Below are 15,357 nucleotides of genomic sequence, written 5' to 3' on the forward strand. Positions count from 1 at the left end.
CTCTACGAAGTCAGTAAAACATTTTCAGACCAAAAAGGCTGTCAAGTCTTATTTGCGGCAGGGTGCTGAATAGTTACTTTTGATTTATGAATATTTTTGCAGCTCTTTTGAGAAGAAACAGTAATCATTGCGCCCCTTCTTTTTGACCGCATACATCGCCATATCAGCCTTCTGTAGCAATATCTGGGGATTGTCTCCATCCATCGGATAGAAACTGATACCGATGGATGAGCCGATCTGGCAAGTATTCCCCTCCAGATCAAAGGGTATGGTCAGCTGTTGGATAATCTTGGCCGCCACCTGCCCGGCATCCTCCCGCTGGGAAAGCCCTGGCAGCAACACCGTAAATTCATCCCCCCCCAACCGGGCCACCGTGTCCACCTCCCGAAGACAACCCTGAATTCTTGAGGCAGCCTGAATCAACAGACGATCCCCTACATCGTGGCCCAGGGTGTCGTTGACCGCCTTGAACCGATCGAGGTCCAAAAAGAGCAGGGCCAGATCCTTCCGGTCCCGACGGGCCCGGGCCAGATCACGCTCCAGACGATCCTCAAACATTTTTCGGTTGGGTAGATTGGTGAGAGAATCATAGTTGGCCAGATGGCGGATATGCTCCTCAATCCCCCGGCGTTCGATCAAGCTCGCCAGAGTAATGGCCACAGTGGTCAGAAAGGCCTCTTCTTCCGAATCCCGCAAATGATTGTCCGCCACAGCCAGAAACATAACGGCGAGGAGTTTTTCCCGGGAGCGAATCGGCACACAGTAGTAGTTGCCCGCAAGCCCAAAATGGTCAGCTCGCCCACCACCCGATCCACCCTCTCTATTGATGAAGGTAATACGCCCCTCTTTCACCCCATGGCCACAACCACAGCCACCGAGAACCATTTCACCCCCTGATGGCAAAGACTCTTCCCCAAGCCCACGCCCGGATGAGAGCACCAGCTTTTGCCGCTGGCCATCCCACAAAAAAACAGCCCCCTCGGTACGCACAGCCAAAGTGGGCACGGTCAGAATGATATTCAGAGCCACATGGAGCTGTTTTTCCAGAGGAAGGGTTTCCAGACCGGTTTCGAGCAGAGCACTGATGGCGATGCGAAAGACAAAGGCCCGATGGTTTTTATCCTCCAACACCTTGCGATCAGAAATATCCCGAATGAAAGCCGAAAAAAAAGTCTCCTCTTCCAACTTCCAACTGGAGAGGGAAAGCTCCAGGGGAAACGTCTCCCCATTGGCGCGCATGCCGTAAAGCTCCACCTTTTGACCGATCACCGCCCAGGCCCCCCCCTCACGCACCCGCTGAACCCCGTTATTGTGGGCCTCCCGATACCCCTCAGGCATCAACTTTTGCACGGGTTGGCCGGTGATTTCCCGGAGGGTATAACCGAATATTCTTTCCGCCCCCCCATTCCAGGTGATGATATTTCCCCACTGATCGGCGGTAATGATGGCGTCGGAAGCGGATTCAGTGATGGAGCGATATTTCTGTTCACTGGCCTGGAGGGCTTCTTCCACCAACCGCCTTTTTTGCGCCTGGGCTCTCAGTTGCCAGTTGGTGGATTCCAGAGAGGCGAGGGCATCCTCCATGGTTTTGAGCATCTGCTTGCGCTCAGTGATATCCCGGAGGGAGGCGTGAAGATATTTTTCACCATCACGGCTCACCTGGGTAAGGGCAATTTCGGTGGCGACCTCCTCCCCATCGGCTCTGAGAACGGAAAATTCCACGCGATGCTCAAACAGAGCGCTTTCACCGGTGGCCAGATAACGCGCAAAACCCTGTCGATAGCGTTCCCGCAACGCCTGGGGAACCAACACCTCAACCACCTCCTGTCCGATCACCTCCTGAGCGACAAATCCGAACAACGCCTCCGCAGCGGGATTGAATGCCCTGATCCGCCCCTGGGAGTCGGCAATGACCAAAGCTTCCAGACTCGCTTCAAAAAAATCCGGATAGGGAATCCCCGAGCTATTGATAACAGACTGAGAGTGACTGGCAGGGGGGCGCTGTTGAAACTGCCGGTAGACCAACCAGCCGCCAACTGCAAACACCAGGAGAAGAAAAACAGGTCCGAACATAAGAATTATCAATCATTTCCATTGTAAAATCATACGTTAAAAAAACGGAGAAACAATCCCCCCTACCCCATTTTGGAGGCCACTGATTCACAACGGCTTCCTTGGCGCAAAACTGAGTATAATGTCAAAAAAGAAGCTTGCTGGATAATTCAAATTTTCTCTTGTTAATAAACTATATTTATCCACCCCCAAACAACAATCATCCCCAAGAAATAAACCAACCTGACCACCCCCCCTTCTCCTCTCCCTCCCCATCCAAACCAGGGGCGATACCCATTTCAGGGTCCGGGTGCATCTGGAGTTGGGCAAATTTCATGATCGATTGTCCCAAACGGAGCAAGCTTACGAACACTTTGTCAAAGGCAACACTCTCCGGCAGGCAGAACAACAAAACCTGCAACGCCTTAAAGAGCAATTTACCCAATCCCTACAGGCAAAAAAACGCTATTCTTCCCCCCAATGGGTCCGCTCCTGGCAGCCCGACCCCACCCCCCCACCGCCCCCGACCCGATCTTTCTGGTCGCCTTTCCCCGCTCCGGCACCACCCTGCTGGATCAAATTCTCGGCAGCCATCCAAGATTGCAGGTGATGGAGGAAAAACCGCCCCTGGGCACTGTCCAACAAACCATCGAAGGGATGGATGATGACGATGGAAAAGCCCTGGCTGCCTTGACCCCCACCGATCTCCAGCGGTTACGAAAAATCTATCACCAGGAGGTGGATCGACACCTGACCCGAAATCAAGAGAGCCTGTTGGTGGATAAGTTTCCTCTCAATATCAATCATTTCACACTGATCAAACGCCTCTTCCCCAACAGCCGCATCATTCTGGCTCTGCGTCACCCCTGTGATGTGGTGCTGAGCAACTTGATACAAAACTATCGGACCAACAAAGCCACCCCCTTTTTTTCAATCTGGAAGATGCGACTTATCTCTATCAGGAGGTGATGGGATTGTGGCTACAGCAAGTCCAACTTTTCCCCCCACCCACCATCGCGTCAAGTATGAATCCCTGGTGACCGACTTTCCGGGAGAGGTGGCCAAATTGTTGGATTTCCTGGGTCTCGATTGGGATGAGCGGGTGTTGAAATACCATCAACACGCCCCAAAAAGGGAGATCATCACCACTCACAGCTATCAGAGTGTGGCGGAACCCATCTATCAACGGGCCAAATATCGCTGGAAGCGCTATGAGACCCAGCTTGAGCCGTTCCTGCCGAAGCTGACCCCGTTTATCGAAGCGTTCGGTTATGAGGTGGATGCATGAATGGCGTTGGAGGATGTTACAAAGTTCGGAAGGATCCGAGAGGGACTGGAAAAGGCTGGGCAGCCTGACTATCTTGAGATGATTGATAGATACCTCCCCAAGGCTCACTTTTCTTCCCGTGATGGAACCCTGAAGAGAGAGAGGCGATTGACGGCGACCGCGATATCAGCCAGCTCCGCCTCCGGGGGAACGGGAATCTGTTCTCCAGGTTGATCGGTACGGTCCGAAAGACGCACCACCTCCCCGCTCAACTGGGCCAAGGGCTGAAACAGAAAATGGCTCAAAAGCAGATATCCCACCAGCACCACCCCCATCAAGGCACAGAAAAACAGCCCCGATAGCCGCCAGGCATTCCAGGTGGCCCGATCATAAAGCCGTTTCAGGGGGATACGGATGGAGAGAAACAGCTCATCCCCCATCGTATCCCCTTCTGCGACCTGCAAAGCCGCCTCAAGCCGCTCTCCATCCTGGCCGGCATGACAACCACCACACTGGCTCTCCCCCAGAGCGCTGCGACCCATGAACAGCAGCATCTCCTCCCCATCGATGGCGGTCTGCTCCGAAACGGTTTCCAACTCGGGGTTTTCCCGAAGCCTGGCCATAAACAGCTCTTCCAGGGAGGTCGCCTTCTCTGAGCCAGGCAAAAACACCACCTGATCTCCCTGCAAAAAGTCGTGGATGCGGGCGTTGCGGCTAAAATGGTTGTTGATTTTTTCACTCGCCTCCAGGGGAGAGAGTTGGGGAGGCAGGATACGCTTGCGAGCTTTTTTGGAGAGGCGTTTGGCCTGAGCACCACGGAAGGGGCGTTGCCAGGCAAAATAGTGGAGGGTGGCCTGCTGTCGGTCCATCAGGAGTTGGGCGCTGTGACGGGCTTCGGCTTCGGCCTCCCGCTTAAGCTCCACATGCAACAGCGCCAGCACTACCAGCCAAACCAGAAATACCACCCCGGCCACGAAGAGGGAAACCCGCGTCGATATCCGGGAAAACACCCCTCCCCTACCTACTCCCGATTTAGCCAACAGGCTCAATGGTCATCCTTTCTCTGCCTTTGGGTTGCCCAGACCCCACTGGCTGATTGGCACCAGGCATGGGGGCAGATCCAAGCCCCCCGCAAAATAGACTACCTTTCGATCTCCATGATCACTTCCAGATCATTTTCCCGCGCTTCCATGTTGGTAAGCCCGGGTGCCGCGACGTGATCGATGGTCCAGTCACCCAACGCTTCCAAAACAGCCAGACCCAGGAAGGGGGGGGCCTCGCCGTCAGGGCTGATGAATACCGTCAAATCGTGGAGGGAGTTACCTCCCACCCGCATGGACCGCAGGCGAAAACGTTCACGAATTTCCCGATGGATATTGTCCGTTTTCTTCTTGTCACGATTCCCCGCACGCTCCCGGTTTTCCTTCAACGCCTCGGCATCCAAACCCGCCAGAGCTTCCCCAAAGCCATCCTCATCCTCCAAGAGGGTGGATTCCTCCGGCAGGGTGGAGGCCAGGTCCGGAAGCAGGGGTTTTTCATCGAACACCACCGGTGAAAGCATATCCTGCTCCCCAGCGGTGCCGGTAGCGACCAGGCTTTGGAAAAAGGAGCGGGGAATAGAGACAAAATTGACATGGGGATTGATGAGAAACCGCTCCATCAAAGCCTCGTTGATCTTCACATCCACCCAGAGGGTATCCCCCCAGGCGATGAGGGGGGATGGGGCCTGGCCGGAGTGGCTGTAGATTCCTTGACGCCGCCCACCATCCACCCGAATCTTGCGGTTTTTCTTTATCTTGGGACGAGAGGCGACCTGGTTTTGCAACGCGACCTCCTTGCCCTTGTAGTCCAGAATGATCGCTTTATTGGTGATATTTTTTACCACCGCATCATCCACATGATCCCCTGCCCGCACCAACTGATTGTTGATCCGCGCCCAGCTGCGCTTGGGATCCGAGGAGATCCGTACCAGATCCACATCCCAGTTGCCGTCGTGGGGGCTGAAGGTGGGGGCGGATTTGGCTTCCCGAATACTCTTCTTGGGCTTGAAACCATCGGGTCGGGTGGGATCAACCAAATCCGCAGGGATCATTTTAGCCAGAGTCTCGCCCTTGGCTTTCTCGCCACTCTCCCCTTCCGCCCCATCCGTCTCTTTCGCCAAACCTGCCAAAAAGGCCTTGGATTCCTGCTGTTTTTTAACGCACAGGGCCTGTTTTTCGTAATCCTTGGGCCACTTGGATTGGCAGAGAGAAAGGATGGAATCGTTATCCGCCCCATGGGCTGCGGGGGAGATCAGGAAGAAAAATATCGGCAAAAAGCGCAGAAGAATCATCGATTCCACCATCCACTCAACAGCTCGCCCCCAACCGAACACCGATTGGAGATAAATACCACACCCTCTCTTCGGGTGGTTGGGGGGATCTCTTGAGGAATCAATGGGAGAGAAGCACAATCACAAAGTGGTCAGCGACTTTGCAGCAGGAGTGAAACGGCAGAAGCGGCTAAAAACCCCTTTTCCCCGGTCAAGCCAAAAAGCTCGCCCATGAGATCCACCAGCGCCACGGTGTCGGCATGGTAGGAGTCTGGAATGTCACCGAGCCAGTTGTCGATCTTTTCCTGGCCATACTCCTGGTGGAGATAGTCGATCCAATTGCCGGGAAAGTGATCCCGGTCGGTGGCGTGAAAACGGCCTCCCTTGCGGGCGACATCGAGAATTTCGGTCCGGGAAAAACGATAGAGCCCGGAGCCATCCCCCAAAATCGCCACAATATTGTCGATATACCCCTCTACGGATGCGCCACAGATGGGAGAGGCGATTTCAAAAGAGAGTTCGGTGCGCACCACCCGCTCGGCAGGAACCCCCGGCAAGTGATCCCGAAGAATGGCGTCGGTCTCCACCAGGGCGTGGCGATTGCCGCCATCAAATGGCCCCTTGCTGATGGTGGAAAAAACCGTATTGGAGAGCTGATACTCTTCATAAACAACGTTGTAATAAAAATTGCGGATCTCTCCCAGGGGACGGTTGGCGCCATCCAGGAAGCGAATCCGAACGCCGATCCAGGCGCGATCATCCAGCCCTCCCATGGCGTAGAGGGGGGTAAAGTCATAGACCAGCCGGGAGACCCGTTTATCGATGGTTCGCCGCACCACCTGGACGTTGTGGCTATCCTCATAGTGGAGAAAAAGCCGCTCATCCTGAATTTCAGCCCTCATTTGGGGTAGGGGTTCTTCTTCCTCACCAGCTACCTCTTCGATGTCCAGGGGCTCATCAGGGGTATCGATTTCCAGGGGGGGGTCCACATGGGAAACATGACCCGTACCGGGCGCGTGGTCCATGTCGGGGCTGGCCCCCTCTTCTTCGGCCACACCGAGATTTTCCCCAGCCATGGGATCCTGTTCCGCCTCTGCCCGGGTGCAAGCTGGAACATTAGGCTCTGAGATCCAGCCGTTACCGATGGTCTGGGCATCCTCTCGGGTAAACTCCTCCTTGAAAACCCCCTGACTCCATCCCGTGGCTGGCACGCCCCACCCGGCGACCATCAGGGTGAAGGTCACAGCGGTCACGATCGGTCTCGCGCACCAAGGGACAACCCTCGGCAAAGAGATGGTCAGCGTGGTGTTCAAGGAAGGCCTGGATGGTTTGGGCATGGCCGGTTTCCCTCTTTTGCTCTTAGGCGACCCCTCCGGTGAAACGGCTCTCAGCTCACATGGATTGGTCATATTTCCGATAAAACTCAAGCACCTTGGCGACATATTTTTGAGTCTCGGGATAGGGAGGCACTTGGTTGCCATATTTTTTGACTGCCCCCTCCCCGGCATTGTAGGCGGCCAGGGAAAGCAGGAGATCGTTGTCAAATTTGATCAGCAACCCCTTGAGGTGCCGGGTGCCTGCCTGAATATTGGCCACCGGATCCCAACGGTTGATGACACCATATTGGCGTGCGGTGGCAGGCATCAGCTGCATCAGGCCCACCGCTCCCTTGTTGGAAACCGCGTTGGGGTCAAAATTGGATTCCACCCGGATGATCGCCCGAATCAGCGCAGGCCTCAGTCGATATTTCAGAGCCACTTCACGGATGGTGCCATCAAACTTGATCGATCCCCCTCGGGATTTCCCCCAGGCCCGGGAGAGCCCCCGCTCCTTATGGGTACGCATCATCAGCCGATAGCGGGAGTCCGGGGGCCGGTCGGTCAGATGCACCACCCCCTTGGAGTCGGTATAGGTGTAGATATCCCCCCAGCCAATCACCGGAAAGAGAGAGAGGAGCGAACAGACCGCCAACGCCAGGAAAATGACCCTATTGCGCAACATGTTCCCCTCGGACCATCCTGTTTTTTGGACACACTTCGTTTTGTGGAAACGCCCTACCCCAAGCCGGATTCACAGGACGCAACCCACCCAGGCGCCAAATTGGAACCGCAACACCTGAGAAAATCCAAAGGGAGATTTTTAGGAAGGATTAAGCAAGCAAAAAACAGACCAGAAAAACGGCTGATCCGTTTATTCAGAGGGGATCGCTATCGAAGTTGGCTTCAGGCACTTTGAGGAAGCGCACCGCCAACCCCCCTTTTTCCACTCGAACCACCTGGCAAGGAAAGCGGCGACCTTGATCGGGGTGGTCCAGCTCCTCCCCCGGGGTAATGCCAAACTCCCCCTCCTCCCCCTGCATCACCCCCAGCAGCCGGTCCCGGGTGACCAGAAAGGCCCCTTCAGTCCCTACATCCCTGAAGTGGCCGTGAAGAGTGAGGCCGTTATCCAGATGAAGACGGATGGGCACCCGAGCGGGATAGCGGTTGGCAAAGCGCCGATCCCCTTCCCCGTCGCCTTCGTGGGTGTCGGCCCCCCCCGGGAAGAGGCGAATAATGCTCACCCCAGCACCTTTTCCATGAATCCACGTACGGCTTCGGTGGTGGCGGGCAAAATTTCACAACGCCGCTCCTTCTCCATCAATCCCACAAAAGAAGCTGGCAGCGGTGGCGGCTGACCAATCGCTTTTTCCACCGCCTCGCCAAATTTGGCCGGATGAGCAGTCGCCAGGCAAACGGTATCGGCCATCCCCCGAGCCGCCTCCACGCCGACCGCCGTGTGGGGATCGATGATGTAGCCGCCGGTTTCGTGATAGAGATCCCGAATGCGGGCCACTGTTTCATTTTCCCCCACGGCCAGGGCCAAAAATTCCTGTTTCACCTGGGCCTGTTTGGCAGCTGGCACGGTCAGCTCTCCGCTCTCGCTCAACCCCGTCATCAAACGCTTCACCTCCCGGGAATCCTCGTCCAAAAGATAATAGAGATAGCGCTCAAAGTTGGAGGAGAGCTGAATATCCATGGAGGGGCTCATGGTGGGGCGCACGGTGTCGGTGCGGTAGACCCCGGTATTGACAAAACGGGAGAGAATGTCGTTGCGATTGGTGGCGAGAATCAGACGGGTAATCGGCAGCCCCATGCGCTTGGCCACATACCCTGCGAAGATATCCCCAAAATTGCCGGTAGGCACCGAAAAGGTGAGGGGTTTTGACACATCCCCCCCGCTCACCCGGCCCCAGGCATAAAAATAGTAGACCACTTGGGCCAAAATCCGGGCCCAGTTGATAGAGTTGACCGCCCCCAGGCTATAGCGCTCCTTGAAGGGCAGGTCGTTGAACAGCTCCTTGACGATACGTTGACCGTCGTCAAAAGTGCCGGTGAGGGCGATGTTGTGGACGTTTTCATCCAGGACGGTGGTCATCTGCCGCTCCTGAACCGGGGAGACCCGCTCGTGGGGGTGGAGGATAAATATCCGAATCCGCTCCTTGCCCCGCACCCCATGGATGGCCGCTGAACCGGTATCCCCGGAGGTGGCGCCAAGAATATTCAGCTCGCCCCCCTGGCGCTTCAGGAAATATTCGAACAAGTTACCCAAAAACTGCAGGGCCACATCTTTAAAAGCCAGAGTGGGGCCGTGAAAAAGCTCCAATATCTGGTAGCTGCCCACCGCCTCCACCGGGGTCACTTCCGGGTGCCCGAATGAGGCAAAGGAGCGCTTGACCAGCTCTTCCAGATCACCCCGGGAGAGATCCTCCCCCACAAAGGGATGCATCACCTCTACGGCCAGCTCCTGGAAAGAAAGCCCCGCCCAACGGCTGAGTTCCCCCTGATCCAGGCTGGGAATCTTTTCCGGGAGAAGCAAGCCACCATCTGTAGCCAGCCCCATCATGACCGCCTGGGAAAAAGTGACGGGGGTGACGCCGCCCCGGGTGCTGATATATCGCACGATGCCTGCTCTCTCTTGATGATGAATGATCATGTCCCCCTTCGAGCCGGTGGCAACTGAATCGTGACCCGTTCAGATGATCCCGACACCCACCCGATCCAAAAGGAACCCAACCCCAAATTTTTACCACAAAGCCCGCAGCCTGGCCATCACCTGCTACACCCCTGGGCAAACCAGCCCAGACCCCTTCGCAAAACAGCCCAGGCCCGAATTCAACGATACCACCCGGACCCCGGCTCCCCCCAGCCTGGCCATTGCCCCCCAGAGATGGATCCCGGGACAAGGCGGCTTCAGAGGAGACCCAACAACTCAAGCCCCAGGGAATATTTTGAAAAAGAGGCGGCTTCAAGCCTATAGCGCTCAGCCAATGCTTCGGCAAACTGCTGAACCGGAACAAACGAACCAGAGACCCCCTCCACTTCCACTTCACACAGGGGCACACCCTTGTCACCCGCCACCACCTCCCCCAGATCCACAGCCAACTCTCCCCGCACCCCCTCTTCCAGCTGCAACACCACCACCCGCCGATCCACCGAGACGGTAAAGAGCGCCTCCAGCGGCGTTGCGGCATCCACCCGCAGTGTGACCATCTCCCGAAGAGCGCCCATGGGCAGGTCGGTCAAGGAGCCAAGATCTCCCGCCAACGGACTCTCCCACTCCTGCCGCCGGGAGACCCCATCCTCCACCCCACCGAACCCTTTCAGACCCACCACCCGGCCCTTTTGGCTACGACGCACACGAAGAGCCAAAGCGTGACGCAACAGGGCTCGCTCCGGTGTGTCGTAATAGATATCCTGGTAGGGAATATGGCGAACAGCTCCAACCGCCTTGGCCCGCACCCGGGGATCCTCCAACACCTGATCCAACACCCCGCGATCCGGGGCTGTGAGCTTGATTTCCTCTTCCAGGCGGGCAGAATCAGCTGAAAGGGCGGATGGGGAAGCAGGCTTGGGAGTGGGAAGTGAGTGGGGTGGCCAGGTTGACTCCCCTGACACACACCCTCTCTTTGAGATCACAACCAGCCTAAGGAGCGGTTGATCCAGTTGCGCAACTGACCCACAGGCATGGCCCCCATCCGCTTGTTCTGGATATCTCCCTCGCTAAACAGCATCAGGGTGGGGATGGAGTGGATCTGGTAGGATTTGGCCAGACCGGGATTTTCGTCGGTGTTCACCTTGACCACCTTGAGCCGCCCGGCCAACTCCTCAGCCAGCAGCACAAGACCCGGGGAGAGCGTTCGGCACGGGGCGCACCAGGGGGCCCAAAAATCCACCAGTACCGGCAGGTGGGAATCCAGCACCTCATCCTGAAAGCTGACATCGTCAGCCACCACCGGCTCCTGCCACCACACCCGGGGCAGCTTTTCATGGCACTTGCCACACTTGGCAGCACGCCCGGTCTTGGCGGTTGGAATACGATTGCCAACCCCACAAGCGGGGCAGCTGATTTGAATCATGTCAGACACGTTGGGCCTCTTTTATTTTTCAACTGTTGGGCCGTGACGGATCGATCCGATACAGGCCTCCCCGTTTATTTCCAAGGATTTCGGGCAGACTTATTTTATGACCTGATAACCCTGCCCCTCCCAGTGTATCAAACCTCCCACCACGTTGTGGACCACTTCGAAACCGGCCCGCTTAAAGCTGACGGCACCGTTGATGGAACGGTTGCCGGTGCGGCAGATGACAGCAATTTCCCGATCACCGTGATGCTTGCGCAAATCCGCCAACCGGCTACCCACCTCTCCCAGGGGCACCAGCAGGGAGCCTTTGATATGGACCTGATTGTATTCCGGCGGGGTGCGCACATCGACCAATAGCGGCGGGCTCTTGGTGGCCAGCTTTTTGGAAAGATCGTGAACGGTGATTTGGCCCACTCCGAAAATGCGCGCCATGATCTGGCCACGAAAAACGAAAAGGACAAAAAGCAGCATAAAAAACATGGATGCGCCATTTTCCTGCAACCAACTCATCAATCAATCCCCAATTCTATGGCCTCACCCCGGTAAAACCCGCAAGCGACGCATCGTTAAAACGCTTTGTTTTAAGAATGATCCAACCCATTTTTCAAGCCATCCGGCCAGCTTTTCAAACGATCCCGTGACCACTCATGATCCGGCTCGACGCCAACGAAGACCCTTCTAGCCCGGATAGGCCAGAACAAAAAGGCCCTCCCGTTAACCCGTCAAAAAAATCACATCTGCTCAAAAGTCCCAACCAAACAGCCTTTCACCCACCTTCACGCCCCAATATCCAACCACCAAGCACAGACGCGCACCTGCCAAGACCTCACACGGCAGCCAAATCCGCACCAGCCGGTCCAGCCCATGCCGGTGGTTCCATCCCCACCCACCCCGAGCAGCTTCGTTCAGGATGGCGGGTTATGGCTGACCTTCGGAGGCGTTACAGAAAATGGTTTTGGTCAAAGCCACCAGATCGAGCACCTTGCAATCGCCAACCCGGTAAAAAACCTGGTTGGCCACCCGCCGGGAAGAGAGAATATTTTTATCCCGCATGATGGTCAGATGCTGGGAAACGTTGGATTGGGTGGTTCCTACCGACTCCACCAACTCCTGAACGCTCAGTTCCTTGTCGTTCAATGCCACGATTACTTTGAGGCGTAACGGGTGGGCCAATGCCTTCATACACCGGGAAACCTTCTCGATACTCACCTCGTCAAATTCACAACCCACAATTCACCTCGATTCCAACCCAGGCCAACCTGAATGGGGCACCAAACAGAGTGCTGAATCTTGTCCCAGGGGCCGGTTCGCCGTTTATTAGCCTTGACTAATAATAAATCCGCCCCAGAATAACGTCAACGCATTCAAGTGCCATTCTGGCTGATTTTCCGAGTGATCACTCATATCATGGACAATAAATCCGATCTCACCGAGGAACAGATCCGCAACTGGCTGCAAGAGCACCCCGATTTTTTCAGCCACAACCCGGAAATCCTCCCCGCTGCCATTTCCGCCTCCGGCAAAGTGTTAAGCCTGGAAGCGGGCCAGTTGAACCAACTGCGCAAAAAAAATGAACAGCTCCAGGAGCGAATCGACGGCATGCTGGAACGCATCCGTCGCAACGAAGAAATTTATCAATCTTTCCACACCATCTCGGTGCGACTGATCACGGCTCCCGATCCACTGGCCCTGATGAACGCCGCTGTGGCCAACCTGGAGGAGATGTTCCACATCCACCGGGTGAGCGTCACCTTGAGTGACCGCAGCGACGGCTTCGCCAACCTCTTTGGCAACCCCCGGGAACAAGCCGACCTGAAAGAGCGTCTGTTCATTCGCAAACATGCGGACCTGGCTCGGGTATTCGGCAACTCCAGCAAAGCCTCCATCCGCATCGGCATGGAAGTGGGAGACCGGGATCTGTTTTTCGGCCCCACCCAGGAAGGGATCCGCTCCGAGGCGTTGGTACCCCTGCTGGCAGACTCTCCCGAGGAGAACATTCCCGAAGGATGTACCAACGAGCCCAAACTGATGGGCAGCCTCAACCTGGGAGGCACCACCCCGACCCGCTTTTTGCCCAGCGACTCCACCGACCTGCTTTCCGATCTGGCCACGGTGTTCAGCCACTGCTTGAAGAAAGAACGCTCCCTACGCTAATGGACGGGGCCGCCCCCTTTGCCGAACGTTTTCGTCACAACCTGGAGGTGGAACGCAGGCTCTCTCCCCACACGGTAGCCAGCTATATGCGGGATTTGGCTGAATTTGCCGGATTCTGGAGCCAACGCCACGGCGCTCCCCTCACCGAAGCCGATTTAACCTCCATTCTACCCGAAGATCTTCGGGCCTTTCTCGGCAAAGGTCATCGCCAGAGGCTCGCCAAGACCACCCTGGGTCGCCGCATCGCCTCCATCCGTGCCTGGTTCCGCTTTTTGGAAAAAGAAGGGATCGTCACCGACAATCCCGCACGTCTGGTCGCCACCCCCAAAGCGGGTACCCGCCTCCCCATCGCCCCGGGTGAAGAAGAGACCATCCGCCTGGTGGAAGCCCCCTTGCCAGTCAAATCCCGCTCCCAACCCGAATGGGTGATGGCTCGGGATATGGCCATCCTGGAGCTGCTTTATAGCGCTGGATTGCGTATTTCGGAACTGTGTGGCATGAACCGCTTCGATCTGGACCTCGGCAACCGGGAAGCTCGGGTGATGGGTAAGGGCGGCAAGGAGCGTGTCGTCCATTTTGGTGAGCCTGCCACCCAGGCACTGGCACTTTATCTCAAGGCACGAGATCTGGAAGTGCCCATTCTTGAGGCCAATGGCCCGCTCTTTATCGGTGTCTACGAAACCCCCGGTGACCGACGCCTCAACCCCCGGATGATCCAACGCCTGGTTCAGGCCCTCCGCCGTCGCCTGGGATTGCCGGAAAAGGTCACCCCCCACGCCCTGCGCCACGCCTTTGCCACCCACATGCTCCAGGCCGGAGCCGATCTGCGGGGCATCCAGGAAATGTTGGGCCACGCCTCCCTCTCCACCACCCAACGCTATACCCACCTGGATGTGGCCCGCCTGGCCCGGGTCTACGATGCCGCCCACCCCCGGGCGAAAAAAAAAGAGCCCCCCTCATGAATCCACCAGCCCACCCCACCCAGGAGCCATCCCCATGACCCCTCTGATCACCCGCATGGTGGAAAGCCTGATCATGCCCCCGGGCAACGTGCTGCTGCTCATGGGATTGGCGCTCTATTTTTTTCTTCGGGAAAAGCCCCAACCCACTTCATCCAGACGCTACGGCCTCTGGTTTTTGGTGGCTGCGATGGGGGTGCTCTACATCACCTCCATTCAGGCTTCCGCCACTTTTTTGGTGCGCAATCTCGAACAGGCCGAGGTGCTCCCCCCCCTGGGGGATGCCGATCTGGCCCGCACCGAGGCCCAGGCCATCGTCATTCTCGGCTATGGCCGCTATGTGGATGCCCCCGACTATGGCGGGGATACGGTCTCTACCGGAGGATTGGCCCGTCTGCGTTATGGCGCCCGGCTCCACCGCAAAACCGGACTGCCGATCCTGGTCTCCGGAGGACGCCCCTACGAAGAAGCCCGCTCCGAGGCGGCGTTGATGAAAGATGTCCTGGAAAATGAGTTCCAGGTGCCGGTGCGTTGGCTGGAGGAAAAAAGCCGCAACACCCTGGAAAACGCCCTCTTCACCCAAAAAATATTGGTCCAGGATGGGATAAATCACGTTCTTCTGGTTACCCATGCCCGGGATATTTCCCGTGCCATGTGGTCCATAGAGCAGGCCGGACTCACCGCCACCCCCGCACCCACCCTTTTCAAAACCAAATCCTTTACCATCGGTCCCATGGACTGGATGCCCGGCCCAGCCGCCAGCGCCGCCATCGGCCCCGCTCTCCACGAATATGTCGGCAAAGTCTACTATTGGCTGAAAAACCTGCTTCCCTGACAAACCCATCCCTCCCAACCGCCCCCCCTGCCTACCGCAAAGATCAACACGCTCTTTTCAAACGTTGTTCACCGTCAAATCCACTTCCTGTCAGCTGACATAATCCCGGAAAAATTTATTTCACAAAACAAGATTTTGTCATCATCTGTTTTTCTTGAATGAAAACTATTTCGACATAAAGACCACTTCGTTACAAATATTTTCCTCGAAAAAAGACCTTGTAAACGTCTCTTCACCCAAATGCTTTTCAATTCATTATTTTGACATTTATCACCCTCAGAAGAGGATCATTTCGCATTTATCGTCAACCTCTACCGGACAAACAGGTTGTTTTTTCCATCCAACAAGTAACAAATCCACTGTTTTGTTACAAATACA

General features: G+C 56.3%; 16 protein-coding genes. 5 read left to right on the forward strand and 11 right to left on the reverse strand.

What is annotated here, in order from left to right; genetic code table 11:
* Positions 1 to 84: 84 nt before the first annotated feature.
* Positions 85 to 2,073: a PAS domain S-box protein gene (locus tag HQL52_17605; GenBank protein ID MBF0371267.1), complete on the reverse strand. Its 1,989-nt coding sequence runs from the start codon at positions 2,071 to 2,073 to the stop codon at positions 85 to 87.
* Positions 2,074 to 2,532: 459 nt separating this feature from the next.
* Here HQL52_17605 and HQL52_17610 point away from each other — a divergent pair, with 459 nt between their 5' ends.
* Complete coding sequence (locus tag HQL52_17610; GenBank protein ID MBF0371268.1) at positions 2,533 to 3,021, forward strand: sulfotransferase; 489 nt, start codon at positions 2,533 to 2,535, stop codon at positions 3,019 to 3,021.
* 7 nt (positions 3,022 to 3,028) lie between these two features.
* Positions 3,029 to 3,340 carry a hypothetical protein gene (locus tag HQL52_17615; protein ID MBF0371269.1) on the forward strand — a complete coding sequence of 104 codons (312 nt, stop codon included), beginning with the start codon at positions 3,029 to 3,031 and terminating at the stop codon, positions 3,338 to 3,340.
* A gap of 104 nt (positions 3,341 to 3,444) precedes the next feature.
* Here HQL52_17615 and HQL52_17620 read toward each other — a convergent pair whose 3' ends face one another.
* From HQL52_17620 to HQL52_17665, 10 genes are all read right to left on the reverse strand, one after another.
* A complete protein-coding gene (locus HQL52_17620; protein MBF0371270.1) occupies positions 3,445 to 4,359 on the reverse strand; it encodes a DUF3365 domain-containing protein in 915 nt (304 codons plus the stop codon).
* A gap of 101 nt (positions 4,360 to 4,460) precedes the next feature.
* A complete protein-coding gene (locus HQL52_17625; GenBank protein MBF0371271.1) occupies positions 4,461 to 5,651 on the reverse strand; it encodes a general secretion pathway protein GspB in 1,191 nt (396 codons plus the stop codon).
* Positions 5,652 to 5,782: 131 nt separating this feature from the next.
* Positions 5,783 to 6,883: a hypothetical protein gene (locus HQL52_17630; protein ID MBF0371272.1), complete on the reverse strand. Its 1,101-nt coding sequence runs from the start codon at positions 6,881 to 6,883 to the stop codon at positions 5,783 to 5,785.
* 139 nt (positions 6,884 to 7,022) lie between these two features.
* Positions 7,023 to 7,631: a lytic transglycosylase domain-containing protein gene (locus HQL52_17635; protein MBF0371273.1), complete on the reverse strand. Its 609-nt coding sequence runs from the start codon at positions 7,629 to 7,631 to the stop codon at positions 7,023 to 7,025.
* A gap of 193 nt (positions 7,632 to 7,824) precedes the next feature.
* Entirely contained in the window at positions 7,825 to 8,190 is a 366-nt protein-coding gene (locus tag HQL52_17640; GenBank protein ID MBF0371274.1) for a PilZ domain-containing protein, read from the reverse strand.
* Positions 8,187 to 9,569, reverse strand: coding sequence for a threonine synthase (locus HQL52_17645; GenBank protein ID MBF0371275.1), 1,383 nt, complete (start codon positions 9,567 to 9,569; stop codon positions 8,187 to 8,189). The genes HQL52_17640 and HQL52_17645 overlap by 4 nt, the downstream gene beginning before the upstream one ends.
* 290 nt (positions 9,570 to 9,859) lie before the next feature.
* Positions 9,860 to 10,564 (reverse strand): CYTH domain-containing protein, encoded by a 705-nt coding sequence (locus tag HQL52_17650; protein ID MBF0371276.1) that lies wholly within the window; start codon positions 10,562 to 10,564, stop codon positions 9,860 to 9,862.
* 17 nt (positions 10,565 to 10,581) lie between these two features.
* Positions 10,582 to 11,025 (reverse strand): thioredoxin TrxC, encoded by a 444-nt coding sequence (trxC, locus tag HQL52_17655; GenBank protein MBF0371277.1) that lies wholly within the window; start codon positions 11,023 to 11,025, stop codon positions 10,582 to 10,584.
* A 99-nt stretch (positions 11,026 to 11,124) separates the two neighbouring features.
* Positions 11,125 to 11,541 carry a rhodanese-like domain-containing protein gene (locus tag HQL52_17660; GenBank protein ID MBF0371278.1) on the reverse strand — a complete coding sequence of 139 codons (417 nt, stop codon included), beginning with the start codon at positions 11,539 to 11,541 and terminating at the stop codon, positions 11,125 to 11,127.
* 408 nt (positions 11,542 to 11,949) lie between these two features.
* Positions 11,950 to 12,213 (reverse strand): winged helix-turn-helix transcriptional regulator, encoded by a 264-nt coding sequence (locus HQL52_17665; protein MBF0371279.1) that lies wholly within the window; start codon positions 12,211 to 12,213, stop codon positions 11,950 to 11,952.
* A 225-nt stretch (positions 12,214 to 12,438) separates the two neighbouring features.
* Here HQL52_17665 and HQL52_17670 point away from each other — a divergent pair, with 225 nt between their 5' ends.
* The 3 genes from HQL52_17670 to HQL52_17680 are packed head-to-tail and all read left to right on the forward strand — an operon-like array spanning position 12,439 to position 14,979.
* Positions 12,439 to 13,185, forward strand: a complete 747-nt coding sequence (locus HQL52_17670) for a DUF484 family protein (GenBank protein ID MBF0371280.1) — start codon at positions 12,439 to 12,441, stop codon at positions 13,183 to 13,185.
* Positions 13,185 to 14,147, forward strand: a complete 963-nt coding sequence (locus HQL52_17675) for a tyrosine recombinase XerC (GenBank protein MBF0371281.1) — start codon at positions 13,185 to 13,187, stop codon at positions 14,145 to 14,147. Before HQL52_17670 ends, HQL52_17675 begins: the two co-directional genes overlap by 1 nt.
* 46 nt (positions 14,148 to 14,193) lie before the next feature.
* Positions 14,194 to 14,979: a YdcF family protein gene (locus tag HQL52_17680; protein MBF0371282.1), complete on the forward strand. Its 786-nt coding sequence runs from the start codon at positions 14,194 to 14,196 to the stop codon at positions 14,977 to 14,979.
* Positions 14,980 to 15,357 lie beyond the last annotated feature (378 nt).

This window comes from Magnetococcales bacterium, assembly GCA_015232395.1.
Classification (GTDB): Bacteria; Pseudomonadota; Magnetococcia; order Magnetococcales; family JADFZT01; genus JADFZT01.